This window comes from Paraliobacillus salinarum (assembly GCF_014083865.1).
In the GTDB taxonomy this organism is placed as follows: domain Bacteria; phylum Bacillota; class Bacilli; order Bacillales; family Amphibacillaceae; genus Paraliobacillus; species Paraliobacillus salinarum.
In genome coordinates this window covers 369,881-384,330 of sequence record NZ_JACEFA010000001.1, presented here as the reverse complement: position 1 = coordinate 384,330, position 14,450 = coordinate 369,881, and the positions used below count along the sequence as shown (strand labels likewise).

General features: G+C 35.1%; 16 protein-coding genes and 1 other RNA gene. 15 read left to right on the top strand and 2 right to left on the bottom strand.

The genetic code is table 11. The features are described 5' to 3' along the window. Nucleotides 1-108: 108 nt before the first annotated feature. The 7 genes from HP569_RS01940 (at nucleotide 109) to HP569_RS01910 (ending at nucleotide 5,145) form a co-directional block, all read left to right on the top strand. Entirely contained in the window at nucleotides 109-279 is a 171-nt protein-coding gene (locus HP569_RS01940) for a YpmA family protein (protein WP_182199389.1), read from the top strand. Continuing rightward, on the top strand, nucleotides 245-778 hold the full coding sequence (locus HP569_RS01935; RefSeq protein WP_182199388.1) for a cell wall elongation regulator TseB-like domain-containing protein: 534 nt from the start codon (nucleotides 245-247) through the stop codon (nucleotides 776-778). The genes HP569_RS01940 and HP569_RS01935 overlap by 35 nt, the downstream gene beginning before the upstream one ends. Before the next feature lie 12 nt (nucleotides 779-790). Beyond that, nucleotides 791-1,972, top strand: a complete 1,182-nt coding sequence (locus HP569_RS01930; RefSeq protein WP_182199387.1) for a pyridoxal phosphate-dependent aminotransferase — start codon at nucleotides 791-793, stop codon at nucleotides 1,970-1,972. 27 nt (nucleotides 1,973-1,999) lie between these two features. After that, a complete protein-coding gene (gene asnS / locus HP569_RS01925; RefSeq protein WP_182199386.1) occupies nucleotides 2,000-3,292 on the top strand; it encodes an asparagine--tRNA ligase in 1,293 nt (430 codons plus the stop codon). 125 nt (nucleotides 3,293-3,417) lie between these two features. Then, on the top strand, nucleotides 3,418-4,110 hold the full coding sequence (locus tag HP569_RS01920) for a DnaD domain-containing protein (protein ID WP_182199385.1): 693 nt from the start codon (nucleotides 3,418-3,420) through the stop codon (nucleotides 4,108-4,110). 17 nt (nucleotides 4,111-4,127) lie between these two features. Continuing rightward, nucleotides 4,128-4,799: an endonuclease III gene (gene nth / locus HP569_RS01915; RefSeq protein ID WP_182199384.1), complete on the top strand. Its 672-nt coding sequence runs from the start codon at nucleotides 4,128-4,130 to the stop codon at nucleotides 4,797-4,799. After that, the gene (locus HP569_RS01910; RefSeq protein WP_182199383.1) at nucleotides 4,777-5,145 is read left to right on the top strand and encodes a YpoC family protein; all 369 of its coding nucleotides are present in this window, start codon (nucleotides 4,777-4,779) and stop codon (nucleotides 5,143-5,145) included. Before nth ends, HP569_RS01910 begins: the two co-directional genes overlap by 23 nt. 23 nt (nucleotides 5,146-5,168) lie before the next feature. Here the strand turns inward: HP569_RS01910 and HP569_RS01905 are convergent, their stop codons facing one another. Both HP569_RS01905 and recU read right to left on the bottom strand, forming a co-directional pair. Then, on the bottom strand, nucleotides 5,169-7,709 hold the full coding sequence (locus HP569_RS01905; RefSeq protein WP_182199382.1) for a penicillin-binding protein 1A: 2,541 nt from the start codon (nucleotides 7,707-7,709) through the stop codon (nucleotides 5,169-5,171). An 18-nt stretch (nucleotides 7,710-7,727) separates the two neighbouring features. After that, nucleotides 7,728-8,318: a Holliday junction resolvase RecU gene (gene recU, locus HP569_RS01900; protein WP_182199381.1), complete on the bottom strand. Its 591-nt coding sequence runs from the start codon at nucleotides 8,316-8,318 to the stop codon at nucleotides 7,728-7,730. Between the two features lie 342 nt (nucleotides 8,319-8,660). On the opposite strand from recU, the gene HP569_RS01895 reads away from it, so the two are divergent. From HP569_RS01895 to HP569_RS01860, 8 genes are all read left to right on the top strand, one after another. Beyond that, nucleotides 8,661-8,951 (top strand): hypothetical protein, encoded by a 291-nt coding sequence (locus HP569_RS01895; protein WP_182199380.1) that lies wholly within the window; start codon nucleotides 8,661-8,663, stop codon nucleotides 8,949-8,951. Between the two features lie 29 nt (nucleotides 8,952-8,980). After that, nucleotides 8,981-9,331, top strand: a complete 351-nt coding sequence (locus HP569_RS01890) for a DUF1798 family protein (RefSeq protein WP_182199379.1) — start codon at nucleotides 8,981-8,983, stop codon at nucleotides 9,329-9,331. A gap of 111 nt (nucleotides 9,332-9,442) precedes the next feature. After that, nucleotides 9,443-9,703: a CotD family spore coat protein gene (locus tag HP569_RS01885; RefSeq protein ID WP_182199378.1), complete on the top strand. Its 261-nt coding sequence runs from the start codon at nucleotides 9,443-9,445 to the stop codon at nucleotides 9,701-9,703. 72 nt (nucleotides 9,704-9,775) lie between these two features. Next, nucleotides 9,776-10,342: an SLOG family protein gene (locus tag HP569_RS01880; protein WP_182199377.1), complete on the top strand. Its 567-nt coding sequence runs from the start codon at nucleotides 9,776-9,778 to the stop codon at nucleotides 10,340-10,342. Between the two features lie 58 nt (nucleotides 10,343-10,400). Continuing rightward, nucleotides 10,401-10,697, top strand: coding sequence for a cell division regulator GpsB (gene gpsB / locus HP569_RS01875; protein WP_182199376.1), 297 nt, complete (start codon nucleotides 10,401-10,403; stop codon nucleotides 10,695-10,697). Between the two features lie 99 nt (nucleotides 10,698-10,796). Then, nucleotides 10,797-11,179, top strand: an RNA gene (rnpB, locus tag HP569_RS01870) — RNase P RNA component class B. Between the two features lie 94 nt (nucleotides 11,180-11,273). After that, complete coding sequence (locus HP569_RS01865) at nucleotides 11,274-12,407, top strand: THUMP domain-containing class I SAM-dependent RNA methyltransferase (RefSeq protein WP_182199375.1); 1,134 nt, start codon at nucleotides 11,274-11,276, stop codon at nucleotides 12,405-12,407. Nucleotides 12,408-12,422: 15 nt separating this feature from the next. After that, nucleotides 12,423-13,922, top strand: coding sequence for a carboxypeptidase M32 (locus HP569_RS01860; protein WP_182199374.1), 1,500 nt, complete (start codon nucleotides 12,423-12,425; stop codon nucleotides 13,920-13,922). The last annotated feature ends 528 nt before the right edge of the window (nucleotides 13,923-14,450 follow it).

The window sequence follows — 14,450 nt, the reverse complement described above, 5'->3', positions numbered from 1 at the left end:
ATGGATACATATTTGTTTTTCAACTCCTTAGTAGTATATATGTAAAGAACAAATTTATAAGTAGTAATAAATGCAAATAAGCAAAAACCAATAGTAGGGGTATAAAAAATGAACAATAAAATTGAAACACTTTCAACCGTTCGGCTGGCATACACAAGTGAATTATACAAAATTGTAGATAGCTTAAATCGCACATTAAAGGAAGATGATTTAATGTTTGGTTTAGCGCTAGATGAGGAAGATGATGAGACAGCAATCTTTACTATCTATCGTACCTAGTTGGTTAAAGTGGATGCTCGTCGTTGTATTTCTTTCCTTTATCGTAATAACTGTTTATTTTGTGAATATATACCAAGATGTTCAAGATAGTAAAAAGGAAGGATTTTCTGAATCAAGAGAACGTGTTTTAAGTGAAACAGATATAGAAGAAATCGACCGTGTCACTCGTTTTCATGGACAAATGTATTACCATGTTGTGAGCGGAACAACGGCTAGCAATGAACAAATGCTTGCTTATGTAAATCAATCGAAGCCAGAACAAGAAGTGCTTACTTTTTTAACAAGTGAATTAGTGCAAAAGAGCAATATAGAGAATCAATGGAAATCAGAATGCAGAAATTGTCAATTATTACAATCTAACTATGGGATTCGGTCAAATGTTCCGCTGTTAGAATTGTCTTATTTTGATACAAATGATCGATTAACCTATCGTTATTATCGATTAGACAATGGGGAATTAGAAAGTGGTGTTTCTTTTTCTAAAAAATATAAACAATAGAAAGGTGATTATATGGATTTAGCAGCTCGCGTACAAGCATTAACACCATCAACGACTTTAGCTATAACAGCAAAAGCAAAAGCTTTAAAGCAATCTGGTCATGATGTGATAGGTTTAGGAGCAGGAGAACCAGATTTCAATACACCTTCATACATATTAGATGCTGCTGCAAAAGCGATGCAAGAAGGTTTTACTAAATATACACCTTCTGGCGGTATTGTTGAGTTAAAAGATGCAATAATTAAGAAAATGAAAGTAGATCAAGAACTGGATTACACAAGAGAAGAAGTGATTGTTACAACGGGAGCTAAACACGCATTGTACACACTCTTTCAAGTGCTTCTTAATCCAGATGATGAAGTAATTATCCCTACACCATACTGGGTTAGTTATCCTGAACAAATAAAACTAGCTGAAGGAAAACCTGTTTATGTACAGGCTAGTGAATCTAATCAATTTAAATTAACACCCGAACAATTGGAAAGTTCTATCACAGCTAAAACGAAGGCAGTTATTATTAATTCTCCTAGTAATCCAACTGGAATGATGTATTCAAAGCAAGAACTACAAGCATTAGGCGAAGTATGTTTGAAGCACAATATATTTATTATTTCGGATGAAATATACGAGAAATTAATATATACAGGTGACAAACATGTTTCTATTGCAGAAATATCTCCTGAATTAAAGGAAAATACAATTATTATCAATGGCGTATCAAAATCACACGCTATGACAGGTTGGAGAATTGGCTACGCATTAGGAAAAAAAGAAATTATTAAAGCAATGACAAACCTAGCTTCACATTCTACATCAAACCCAACTTCTATTGCGCAAATAGCCGCTATGGAAGCTTATAATCAAACAGATCAAAAGCTAGAGGAAATGAAGCAAGCATTCTCAGAAAGATTAGAAAAATCATATCAATGGCTAATTGATATTCCAGGCATAACTTGTGTTAAACCTAATGGTGCATTTTATTTGTTTCCGAATGTAAAGGAAGCAGTTAGAATGAACGGATTCGATTCCGTAGAGTCATGGGTAGATGCAATTCTGGAAGAAGAGAAAGTAGCGCTTGTACCTGGGAGTGGCTTTGGAGCACCTGATAACGCAAGACTTTCTTATGCAATTAGTTTAGACCAGTTAGAAGAAGCGATGAAACGTATCCATCGTTTTGTGAAGAACCATCAATGACATTTATCGTTTTATGGAGGAATAAAATTGAAAACAACAATTAATCAAGTCAATCATTATGTAGGAAAAGAAGTAACAATCGGAACATGGTTAGCTAATAAACGCTCTAGTGGAAAAATCGCCTTCTTGCAGTTAAGAGATGGTACAGGTTTTATTCAAGGTGTCGTTGTGAAAGCAGACGTTAGTGAAGAAATATTTCAATTAGCAAAAAATTTAACACAAGAAACGTCACTATATGTAACTGGAACGGTAGTAGAAGATACACGTTCTCCTTTTGGTTATGAATTACAAGTTTCATCCCTAGAAGTTATTCATGAATCAGCAGATTATCCAATCACACCTAAAGAGCACGGCACTGAGTTTTTAATGGATCATCGTCATTTATGGCTACGTTCTAAGAAACAGCATGCAATTATGAAGATAAGAAATGAAATTATTCGAGCGACATATACGTTCTTTAATGATAATGGATATATTAAGGTAGATCCTCCGATCTTAACTGGATCAGCTGCAGAAGGAACAACAGAATTATTTCACACACAATATTTTGATCAAGAGGCATATTTATCACAAAGTGGCCAACTTTATATGGAAGCAGCAGCAATGGCGTTAGGAAAAGTATTCTCTTTTGGACCAACATTCCGTGCTGAAAAGTCTAAAACACGTAGACACTTAATAGAGTTTTGGATGATTGAACCTGAAATGGCCTTTATGGATCATGAAGACAGCTTAGAAGTGCAAGAGCAATATGTATCTTATTTAGCTCAATCCGTACTAACAAATTGCGCGCTAGAACTGCAAACACTTGATCGTGATGTAGAAAAGTTGAAACAAATTCAAGCACCGTTCCCACGCATTACTTATGATGATGCAATAACATTATTAAAAGAAAAAGGATTTGACGATATAGAGTGGGGAGAAGACTTTGGATCACCTCACGAAACAGCAATAGCAGAGAGCTTTGAGAAGCCTGTTTTTATTACACATTATCCGACAGAAATCAAAGCATTTTACATGAAGCCTGATCCAAATCGTCCAGAGGTCGTTCTTTGTGCAGACTTAATTGCACCTGAAGGATACGGAGAAATTATTGGTGGTTCACAACGAATTGATGATTTAGACTTAATGAAACAACGTTATGAAGAGCATCAATTATCTGGAGATGCATATCAATGGTATCTGGAATTACGTCAATACGGTAGTGTACCACATGCTGGCTTTGGTCTTGGCTTAGAACGGACTGTTGCATGGCTTTCAGGTGTTGAGCATGTAAGAGAGACTATTCCATTTCCACGTTTATTAAATCGTCTATATCCATAATAGAAGAAACCTTTGACAAAACTGTCAAGGGTTTTTCTTACACAGAAAAGACTACAAATGACTCAATGGAACGAATGCAATTTTTGCACAAAAATTACAATGTAAATTATTACTGAGGTGTACGAATGAAAAACAATAACAAGATTCAAGAAATTTTGCAGGACCAATTAAGTATACCGTCGAAACTTTTAACTAATTATCAACGGTTAGGTCTTGATGAAAAAGAGTTAGTTATTATTTTGAAGATTTTTCATTATCAATCTATGGGTGTATCATTTCCTACACCAGAAGAGCTTGCTTTAGAAACTACATTTGATCAACAAGCATGTGCTGGTTTATTAAGGCAGCTACTTCAAAAAGGCTTTTTAACGATTGAAGAATCTGATGTAGAGAATTCACCAATAAATGAATATTATTCTCTTGAATCGTTATGGGACAAGCTATATTATCCAAGGGTCCAGGCGAATGATCAGACTCTAGATCAAAATCAAATGAATATTTTTGTATTGTTTGAACAAGAATTTGGAAGAGCGTTGTCTCCAATCGAAATAGAAACAATGAATATTTGGATTGATGACGATGACCAGCAACCTGCGCTTATTAAAGCAGCATTAAGAGAAGCGGTCTTAATGAGCAAACTGAATTTTAAATATATTGATCGAATTTTAAGAGAATGGAAACGTAAGGGAATTCAAACAGTCGATCAAGCAAGAGAGCACAGTAAGGCATTTCATACAGATCAAACAAAGTTAGAGAGAAATACACAGGTTAATAAACGAGATACATCGTTATATTATAATTGGCTTGAAGAGGAATAAAAAAGAGGAGCTTACTTATGCTTACTAAAAAAGAGATTCGTTTTATTCTAGATACAATGGCATCAATGTATCCAAACGCCGCTTGTGAGTTAAGACATAAAAATCCTTTTGAATTACTCATAGCTGTAGTCTTGTCTGCTCAATGTACAGATGCACTAGTTAATAAAGTAACAGTAGACTTATTTGAAAAATATAAAACACCTGCTGATTTTTTAGCTGTTTCTATTGAAGAACTACAGAATGATATTCGTTCGATTGGATTATATCGTAATAAATCTAAAAACATTCAGAAATTATCTCAATCATTATTAGATAACTATGATGGGGAAGTTCCTCAAACACAAGCAGAATTAGAAACGTTAGCTGGAGTGGGAAGAAAAACAGCAAATGTTGTTGCATCTGTAGCTTTTTCAGAACCTGCCATTGCTGTGGACACACATGTAGAGAGAGTATCAAAGCGTTTAGGGATATGCCGTTGGAAGGATTCTGTAATAGAAGTAGAGAAAACATTAATGCGAAAAATTCCAAGAGAAGAGTGGAGTGACACGCACCATAGAATGATCTTCTTTGGTCGCTACCATTGTAAAGCTAGGAATCCTCAATGTGATTCTTGCCCGTTATTGTCCATCTGTCGTGAAGGGAAGAAACGAATGAGGAAGAGGGAGCGTGAATCAAGTGAAGCAGAATGATGTGTCTAAATTAATTAGTGATTGGAAAGAAAATCAACAAGTGATCGCAGCGTTTTTTCGTGAGCGACGTTTTCAAGAGGCAAAAAAGCCAATGATTCATTTTTCAAAACAACTAGTTAAAGCATTATATGAATTAAATAATAAAAGTTATCAGGATGATGAAGATTTAAATACGGTACTGGCTTCATTTACTTATGCACCATTTAACAGTCAAGAACGAATTCCTTTTATTCTTGAACAACCACATCAATATCATAGCTATATTCAATTAAATGAATTGTATAAAGAGACAGAGAAGATATATGCAAAGGCAGTTATACTGCAAAAAAAACAAGAAGTCGATTAAAAGACTTCTTGTTTTTATATTTATTATTCACTAGTTTGTGGTTCTTCAGGTTTTGGTTTAGGCTTATCAGGTTTAGGTTTTTCGGGATCTGTAGTAGTTTCATCATCTCCACCTTCAGAACTACCATCTTCACTATTGCCATTACCTGAGTTTCCTTCTGTTTGTCCATTATCATCAGTTCCATCCCCATTTTCGTTAGGGTTTTCAGGATCAGATTCTTCTTCTTCCGGTTCTTCTTCTTTTTCTTCTTCTGGCACTTTCACTTGCACCGATTTAGCTTCACTAATATTTCCTTCGTTACTAGAATCAACTGCTGTAACACTTATGGTGTAAGTTTTACCTTTTTCTACGTTAGAGATATCAATTTTTGTGTCATCTGTAGTGGTATTATTATCGCCACCTGCATTTACGATAAAGCTAACATCTTGATCACCATCGTAATCCCAGGAAACAGATATAATATTTTCTTCCTCGTCATATTCAGCTTTCAGTCCACTTACTGGATCTAGCTGATCATATTTTTCAGATGTTTTACTTGGCTCATGGCCTTTCTTAAATAATTCTGTGACAATCTGACTCTCTGGTGTATATTCACTTGGAAGTTTAGCGGGATTCGATCCTTTTTCAACTGCAACTTCCACCACAGAGCTTGGCTTCTTAAAGTTTGGTGTATCTTTTCCTTCAGAAATATGACTCATCAGTTCTTTAAAAATTTGTTGTGATATATTTGTATTTGGTAGTGCTTTTTGATTTGTGCCACCATATCCAGACCATACAGCAATGGAATAATTGCGAGTATATCCAGCAAACCATGCATCTGGACTACCAGGCCCATCTTCTAAGTTTGTTGTTCCAGTTTTACCTGCCATTGGTAAACCAGATACTTTTGCTCTTGTACCTGTTCCGCTATTAACAACATCTTTAAGCATGTCGGTAATCATATACGCTGTCGCATCAGACATCGCTGCTTTAGGTTCTGACTTGAACTTTTCACTTTGTCCATCACTATAAACAATTTCTGTTACTGAATAAGGCTCATTATAAACACCTTCATTTCCAAATGCGCTATATGCTCCAGCCATTTGAAGTGGGGTAGCGCTAGAATCGCCACCACCAATACCTTCTGTAATTGTAGGATTGTCCTTTAATTTAATTCCAATCCCTTCAGCAAATTCGGCAGCTTTTGATATTCCTACTTCCTCAAGTGTCTTTAAAGCAGGGACGTTTAGTGACCATTGTAAGGCATAGCGTGCACTCATCCAGCCTTGATACTTATTGTTCCAGTTTTTAACTGACTTTCCACCAGTTCCTTTCAGTTCATACGGTGCATCATCATTAATTTGATGATAGGTAGACCAGTTAAGGTATTCAATTGCTGGACCATAATCTAATATTGGCTTAATCACAGAACCTGCTTGTCTACCATCACCTTGGAAAGCATAGTTCCAACCGTTGTTATTTTCTCTATTTCGTCCGCCACCAATGGCACGGATTGCACCTGATGTAGTATCTAAAACAGCAACTCCAGATTGTATCTCTTCATCACTATATTTAATCGGATTCTCTTCAGCGTCGGACAATAAAAATTCAACTTGTTTTTGAGCTTTTGGATCAAGCGTAGTGTATACTTCTAATCCATCTGTATAAATATTTGCTCCAGTTTCTCTTTCTACTTCTTCAGCGACCTTTTGTATAAAAGCTTGGTACTTAACATCTTGTTTCGATGTAGGATTCAACATATCTTCTATTTCGACTTGTTTAGCTTCTTCCGCTTCCGCTTCTGTGATCTTTCCGTGTCGTACCATTAAGCTAAGTACTGTGTTCATTCTTTCTTTAGCTAAATCAGGATTGACTGTTGGATCGTATGCAGATGGTCGTTGTGGAAGACCAGCTAACAATGCCGCTTCTGGAAGAGTTAATTCACTTAAATCTGTTTTACCGAAATAAGTTTCCGATGCTGTAGCAACACCATATGCTCCAGAGCCGTAATAAATCTTATTTAAGTACATTTCTAAAATTTCTTCTTTTGAATATTTTCGGTCTAATTGAATGGCTAACCATTGTTCTTGAACTTTACGTTTAATTGTCTTATCTGTAGATAAGAAAGAATCCTTAACTACTTGTTGTGTAATGGTACTTGCTCCTTCAGAACCAAAACCATCTGTAAAGTTAGCAATGATCGCACCACCAATACGGCGAAGATCAATACCAGAATGATCAAAAAAACGAACATCTTCTGTTGCTAAAACAGCGTTTCTTAAAACTTCTGGTATATCATTGTATGAGATCTTTGTCCTTTTTTCTGCTCCTAAATCTGCGTACAGATCTTTATTCATATCATAGACTTTCGTTGATGCTGGATCTGACAGAAGAGAACTGTCCAAATCTGGTGCCGTAGCAACATAATATCCGAATAGCCCACCAACGCTAATTGTAGCAATTAAAAAGATAACCCCAATTGTAAGGAGAATCTTTTTCCAAATAGACCTATTTTTCTTTTTTGATTGTTTACTTTGTTGTTGTTGTTTTCTTCTAGCAGTTCGAGATTGGCTTTCGTTTGCCATAACTCATCTTCCTCCGTTCTAAAAATATAACTGATCAATTACTTTTAAGTAATCTACTTGTGCAGGATAATTCATTGGAACCTCTACACTAATTTTTTTTATCTCCTGATAGGGGATAGATTTTTTTCCTCCATTAAATTGACTGTCCCAATATGAGAAAAGTTTCATCGCTGGAAGGAAATATGTTTCGTTGTGCATAGTAAAACGAATTAACAGAAAACAAATTCCATTATGTTCAATGATAGAACGCATATGTTCAATCTGATGTTCGTGAACATTATTTAATGGAAAAGAAGTTTTGTTTTTCGTTTCTTTCGCTTCGAAATCTACATAAGAGCCACGGTAAACACCATTATAATCCGTTGTAGATGCTTGTTTAAAATAACCTTCAGTAATTACAGCAGCACTTCGTTTAGGGTAATTTACATTCACAATTTGTATAGGTGTAGGTTTTTTGTGTATAATCGCTAAATTTGCAGTTCGGTAATAAATATTTGTATTGTTTATATCCTCTTCTAGTGTCATCCCTCTATTACTAAATGTAGTTGTCGGTTTGCCTTTACGGCGTTGCACAGGTGCAAGTGCTTTTTTTCCATTAGGGTAATTCATTGTTTTACCTCCCACTTGATACTATCATATCAAAAAACGGGTTAACTTGAGAACTTCTATCGTTTATTTTATAAGATATAACAGTCAATGGGTATGCTATTAGTAAACTAATAGAAAACTTATGTCATAGTATACGATGATTAATGGATTATTACAAAAATAAAGCTCTTATAATTAGTCAGTACAACACTATTCGCAAATCATTTTTATTTTAGGTGTGTTTGTAAGAAAATTGTCCATTTCCACTTTTATTGTTGGATTACTTCTAGTTTTGTCAGACGTGAAGGGATTTAACCATTATTACAGAATAAACAGGTAATACTTAATTAAGGAGTGATTTTTATGACTAACAATCAATCAATATCTATGGATCAAATGAATGCAAAAATCAACCAATTATATAGAAAGCTTTATACAATTGAACAAAAAATCGAAACAAAAGCAGATGATATCGTATTAACAATGTTATTGAATCAACGAAACGATTTAGAACAATTACAAAGCGACATTGTACAAATAAAAAAAGAGATTAGTCGATCGCCAGAAACAGATTCTCATCATATTATTCATGCAAAAGCTAATAATAACACAAAAAAAAGAATAAAAGTGATGCCATTCCCTCAAAAAACATGATACAGTTAGTAGTGCAGGAGGTATGAATCATGACAGTACAAGACATAACTCTAGAATTAAAAGAAACATTAAAACGATTAAAAAATAACTTCTATGAGCAGGACAAACCTAAGAATTTAAGAGACACTACTTTTTTTTCTTATGTAAAAGAAGAAACTAACCCTGTGTTTCAATTAGTTGAGCAATGGGAGACTGAGGCTGCTGAAGCGGTTAAGCGGCGTGAATTAAGTATACACCCACAGCAAGTTGTTTCTACGAGAGAAAATGTAGAACTGATACTTTTACATAGCTATTATATTGATGTAAAAGAAGAACGCTATATGAACTTATATAATTCTGTTTTGTATGTATTGGATATTATATTAGATGAAACAAAATAAAAATGATTAAAATATTATATATATGGGACGAATGCCAAAGCAACTTATTCTTTCTAAACATAGGTTATAGTGTAGCAAACCAAAATGTTGATAAAGAAAGGAGAATGTACGATGCGGCCTCGTCGTCATTGTTGTAAGCAAGGACCTACAAATACAGTTATTTGTCCAACGAAATGTAATGAAATGCACACATGTAGTCAATCTAACGTAAATTATATCCATCCATCACATACCAATGTGGTCAATCATCATCTTGTGAAAAACACGCATTTCTACCCACATACAACATCGTATCAAAATACAGTGGATACGGTGAATGTATATGGGGGTTCATCCCAAGTCCCAAATCAGCAAGCACCTTTTTTCCGTTAAGCACACTTAATAAATTAGTCGTGTAAAAAGCTGGTTCACTCCAGCTTTTTTTACATATAAAGGATGGCAGGTATGAAAGTATTAGCAGTAACAGGATATAAACCACATGAAATGAATATTAGTTCAATCAATGACCAAAGAATTCAATTTATAAAAGCGACAATAAAGAAAAAACTTCTTCATTTGATTGATGATGGCATTGAATGGATATTAGTATCTGGACAAATCGGTGTCGAGCTATGGACGTGTGAGGTGGTCTTAGAATTAAAAAAAGATTATCCGATAAAGTTAGCTATTATTCCACCTTTCCAAGAACAAGAGAGTAGATGGCCTGAAGCTCTACAAGCTCAATACCAAAGCATATTAATGGAGGCTGATTTTGTTCAATTATTGTATGAATCAACCTATCAAGGTGTTTATCAGTTTCAGGCAAAAAATAAATTTATAGTCAATAAGAGTGACGCATGTTTATTGTTAATTGATGAAGAATTTCATGGTTCCAACCAATACTTTCTCGAAGAAGCAACAATAAAGCATAATTCCAGTAATTATCCAATATATTATATTACACCATTTGATTTAGACGATACGATGCAAGAAATATTAGAAGAGGAAAGAAATAATTCTATCAATGATTGACAATTCCTCATAAGTTTGAAAAAATAAGTACAAGTATGTGAAACTTGAGGTGAAAGTAATGAATGAAGAATTAAGCCAATTAAGCGCAAAAGAGATTCTTGACAAAAATTTCAAAACAGCAATGCGAGGCTACAATCAAGAAGAAGTAGATGCTTATTTAGACATTATTATTCAAGATTATGAAAGATTTATAAACAAAATTGAACAGTTAGAACAAGAGAATAATCGTTTGAGGAAGCAATCAGAAACAACAAGAACACGACCGACAACTTCGAATCATCAAGTCAATTATGATATACTAAAACGTTTATCTAATTTAGAGAAGGCTGTGTTTGGAAAAAAATATACTGATTAATCGTTTATTCTGTTGTTAAATATCGCCATTGTTAAGTGTCTAGTTAGTGTGATACAATAACAAAGCAATCATTTAATTAACAAAATAAATGAGAAATGAATGTTTGAGTAATCGCTACATATGGTTTCATATGTAGAGGAAAGTCCATGCTCACACAAACTGAGATGTTTGTAGTGTTCGTGCTTGATGAATTCATAAATCAAGGTAGTCTCATTGACTAACGGCAGAGTACACACCTACGTCGTCAGATATGGTGTAATGCTCTTGAAAGTGCCACAGTGACGTAGTCAAATTGGAAACAATTTGAGTGGAACGCGGTAAACCCCACGAGTGAGCAACCCAAATTTAGGTAGGGGCATCTTGGATTAGGGAATTCAACCGAAACAAGGACAGGCTTTTTGCTTGTAGATAGATGATTACAACTTACGTACAAGGCTGACCACCGTTTGTAGTGCAACAGTAACAGAACATGGCTTACTAAACATTCATTGGTCCATTACATTAGTAAAACAACACCCTTCTAATAACATTGTGTTATCAGAAGGGTGTATTTTTTATAAGAGAGGATTAGCAAAAATGACCAAAAAAATAACATTGTTGGCAACTGCGGCAATGGGGCTAGAATCAGTTGTAGCAAATGAAATAAAAGCACTAGGCTATACAGATGTGCAAGTGGAGAATGGAAAGGTTATATTTGAAGAAGATGTACAAGCTATACCTCGTTGTAACTTATGGCTTCGTACGGCAGATCGTGTAAAAGTAATTGTTGGAGAATTTAATGCAACTACTTTTGATGAATTGTTTGAACAAACAAAAGCACTACCGTGGGAGCAGTTCATTACAGAAGATGGCGTTTTTCCGGTTAACGGAAAATCGGTTAAGTCTAAGTTATTTAGTGTATCTGATTGTCAAGCAATTGTGAAAAAAGCAATAGTAGAACGTTTGAAGAAAAAGTATGGCATCGCAAGTCGAATGCCTGAGTCTGGAGCATTATATCGTGTGGAAGTTTCTTTGCTCAAAGATAAAGCTACCTTAACAATTGATACATCAGGTTCCGGCTTACATAAACGTGGTTACCGTACTGCACAAGGAGAGGCACCACTTAAAGAAACCCTTGCTGCTGCACTCGTCCAGCTTACAAATTGGAAGCCAGACTACCCATTAGTCGATTTATTTTGTGGATCGGGTACGATATTAATCGAAGCAGCATTAATCGGTCAAAATATTGCTCCTGGTTTCAATCGTTCTTTCGCATCAGAAGAGTGGGATTGGATTAGTCAAGATAAATGGACAGAAGCTTTTGACGAGGCAGAAGGTTTAGCTAATTACGATCAGCCGCTATCTATTACAGGTTCTGATCTTGATCCTAAAATGATTGAAATAGCTAAAAACAATGCAATGGAAGCAGGATTAGCAGATTTGATTGAATGGAAGCAAATGCAAGCAACAGACTTTTATCCAAGAGAAACGAATGGTTATTTAATTAGTAATCCACCGTATGGCGAGCGATTAGGAGATAAAAAAGAAGTAGAAGCAATTTATCAAGCAATCGGAAAGATAATGAAAAACCATCCTTCTTGGAGTTCATATATATTAACTTCTAATGAGAAATTTGAAGCACTGTATGGGGAGAAAGCTACAAAAAGACGTAAACTATTCAATGGTTTTATTAAAGTAGATTATTATCAATACTTTGGAAAGCGTGTATAGAAGGAGGGCGTTTCATTGACAACTTTAACAAAGATTGAACAACAATTTAAAGACCTACTTAAAGAGCAGGCAAGTTATCATGAGGCTTTAGCGCTTTTGCAGTGGGATTTACGCACTAAAGCACCAAAAAAAGGTGCGGAACAACGTGCGGAAGTGATCGGTTTATTGTCACAAAAGTTACATCAACTAACGACTTCTACTGAAATGAAAAACTATATTGATACTTTGAAAAATAAAACAGACGATCCGATTATACAACGTGCAGTTGAAGAGTGTGAAGAGGAGTATTTACGTAGTAGTAAAATTCCAGATGATGAATACAAAGCATTTATCACTATTCGATCTAAGTCTGAATCTGTATGGGAACAAGCAAGAGAAGAAGATAACTTTGAATTGCTGCAACCTTACCTAGAGGAACTAGTTGCATATAATAAAAAGTTTGCAACGTATTGGGGAGCAACAACAAATAAATATGATGCATTATTAAATTTGTATGAGCCTGGAATTACCACAAAAGAGTTAGATCAAGTGTTTGGGCAAGTGAGAGAACATTTAACTTGTCTCGTAAAGCAAATTAACGCATCAACTATACGTCCGGACGCTAATGCATTAGCACATCATTTTCCAAAAAAAGACCAAGAATCCTTTAGTTTAGAAATTTTGAAACGAATGGGGTATGACTTTGATGCTGGACGTTTAGATGAAACAGTGCACCCATTTGCAATCGGAATTAATTCAAATGATGTTCGTGTAACGACACGCTACGATGAAGAGGATTTTCAAATGGCTGTCTTTGGCACAATTCATGAAGGTGGTCATGCATTGTATGAACAAAATATTTCATCTAATTTAACTCAAACACCATTAGCAACAGGGACATCGATGGGGATTCATGAATCACAATCATTGTTCTGGGAAAATTTTATCGGTAGAAGTGAAGCTTTCTGGGAAACACATGTTGACCTATTTAAAGAATTTGCTCCAGCTTCATTGCATGATGTTAAATTCAATGATTTTTATCAAGCAATTAATGAAGTCAAACCTTCCTATATTCGCATTGAAGCAGATGAGTTAACCTATTGTTTACATATTATGGTTCGATATGAGTTGGAAAAGGCTTTAATTGATGGTGATCTGCAAGTTAAAGATTTACCTGAGGCGTGGAACGATAAGATGGAAGCATATTTAGGTATTCGTCCGAAGTCAAATAAAGAAGGTGTGCTACAGGACATCCATTGGTCTGCAGGTGATTTTGGGTACTTTCCATCCTATGCATTAGGATATATGTATGCTGCACAATTACATGATCAGTTAAGTAAAGATATCAACATCAATGAAGTGATTGCCACTGGAGATTTCACTCCGATTAAAGCGTGGTTAACAAAACATATTCATCAGCATGGAAAAATGAAAAAACCATTAGAATTAATTACAGATGTTACTGGGAAATCGCTAGACGCATCGTATTTAGTAAACTATTTAACCGATAAGTATACACATATTTATGAGCTGTAGTTATTTCAATAAAGATATTCATGCATAAAAAAGAGGTAGTGACAAAACAACACTTCACAATAAAAAATGCTAGCTTTTATTTTAGTTAAGAAGAACAAACACCGCTGTGGAAATATACTCTCTTTCCGCAGGCACGGCTTCAGCTAGCGCTGTTCAAAGCTGCTGAAAAACTGACCCCAGACTGTATATTTTTAAGTATTAATTATAATGAAGGATGATAATAAAGTTATGTGTATAATGTGCGCATTCACTCCAGTTACAGACGATCGCTTTCCGCGGGCACGGCCGAAGCTAACTTGGTAAAGAAAAACACTTTACCAAGTGGATCTTCGGACACGTGCTGTTCCCGCAGGAGTCGTCGTCTTTCACTTCCGTTTTTTCATCAATTCACGCGCTGTTCCTGCAGGACAAGGAACGCTTCGGCAGCGATACATCGCACGAAGAAAATTGCTTTTTATTTTCGAGGAGTATCGTATATTTCCACAGCTAATTTATTTGCTCGAAAAAAACGGATAATGATCCTTAAAC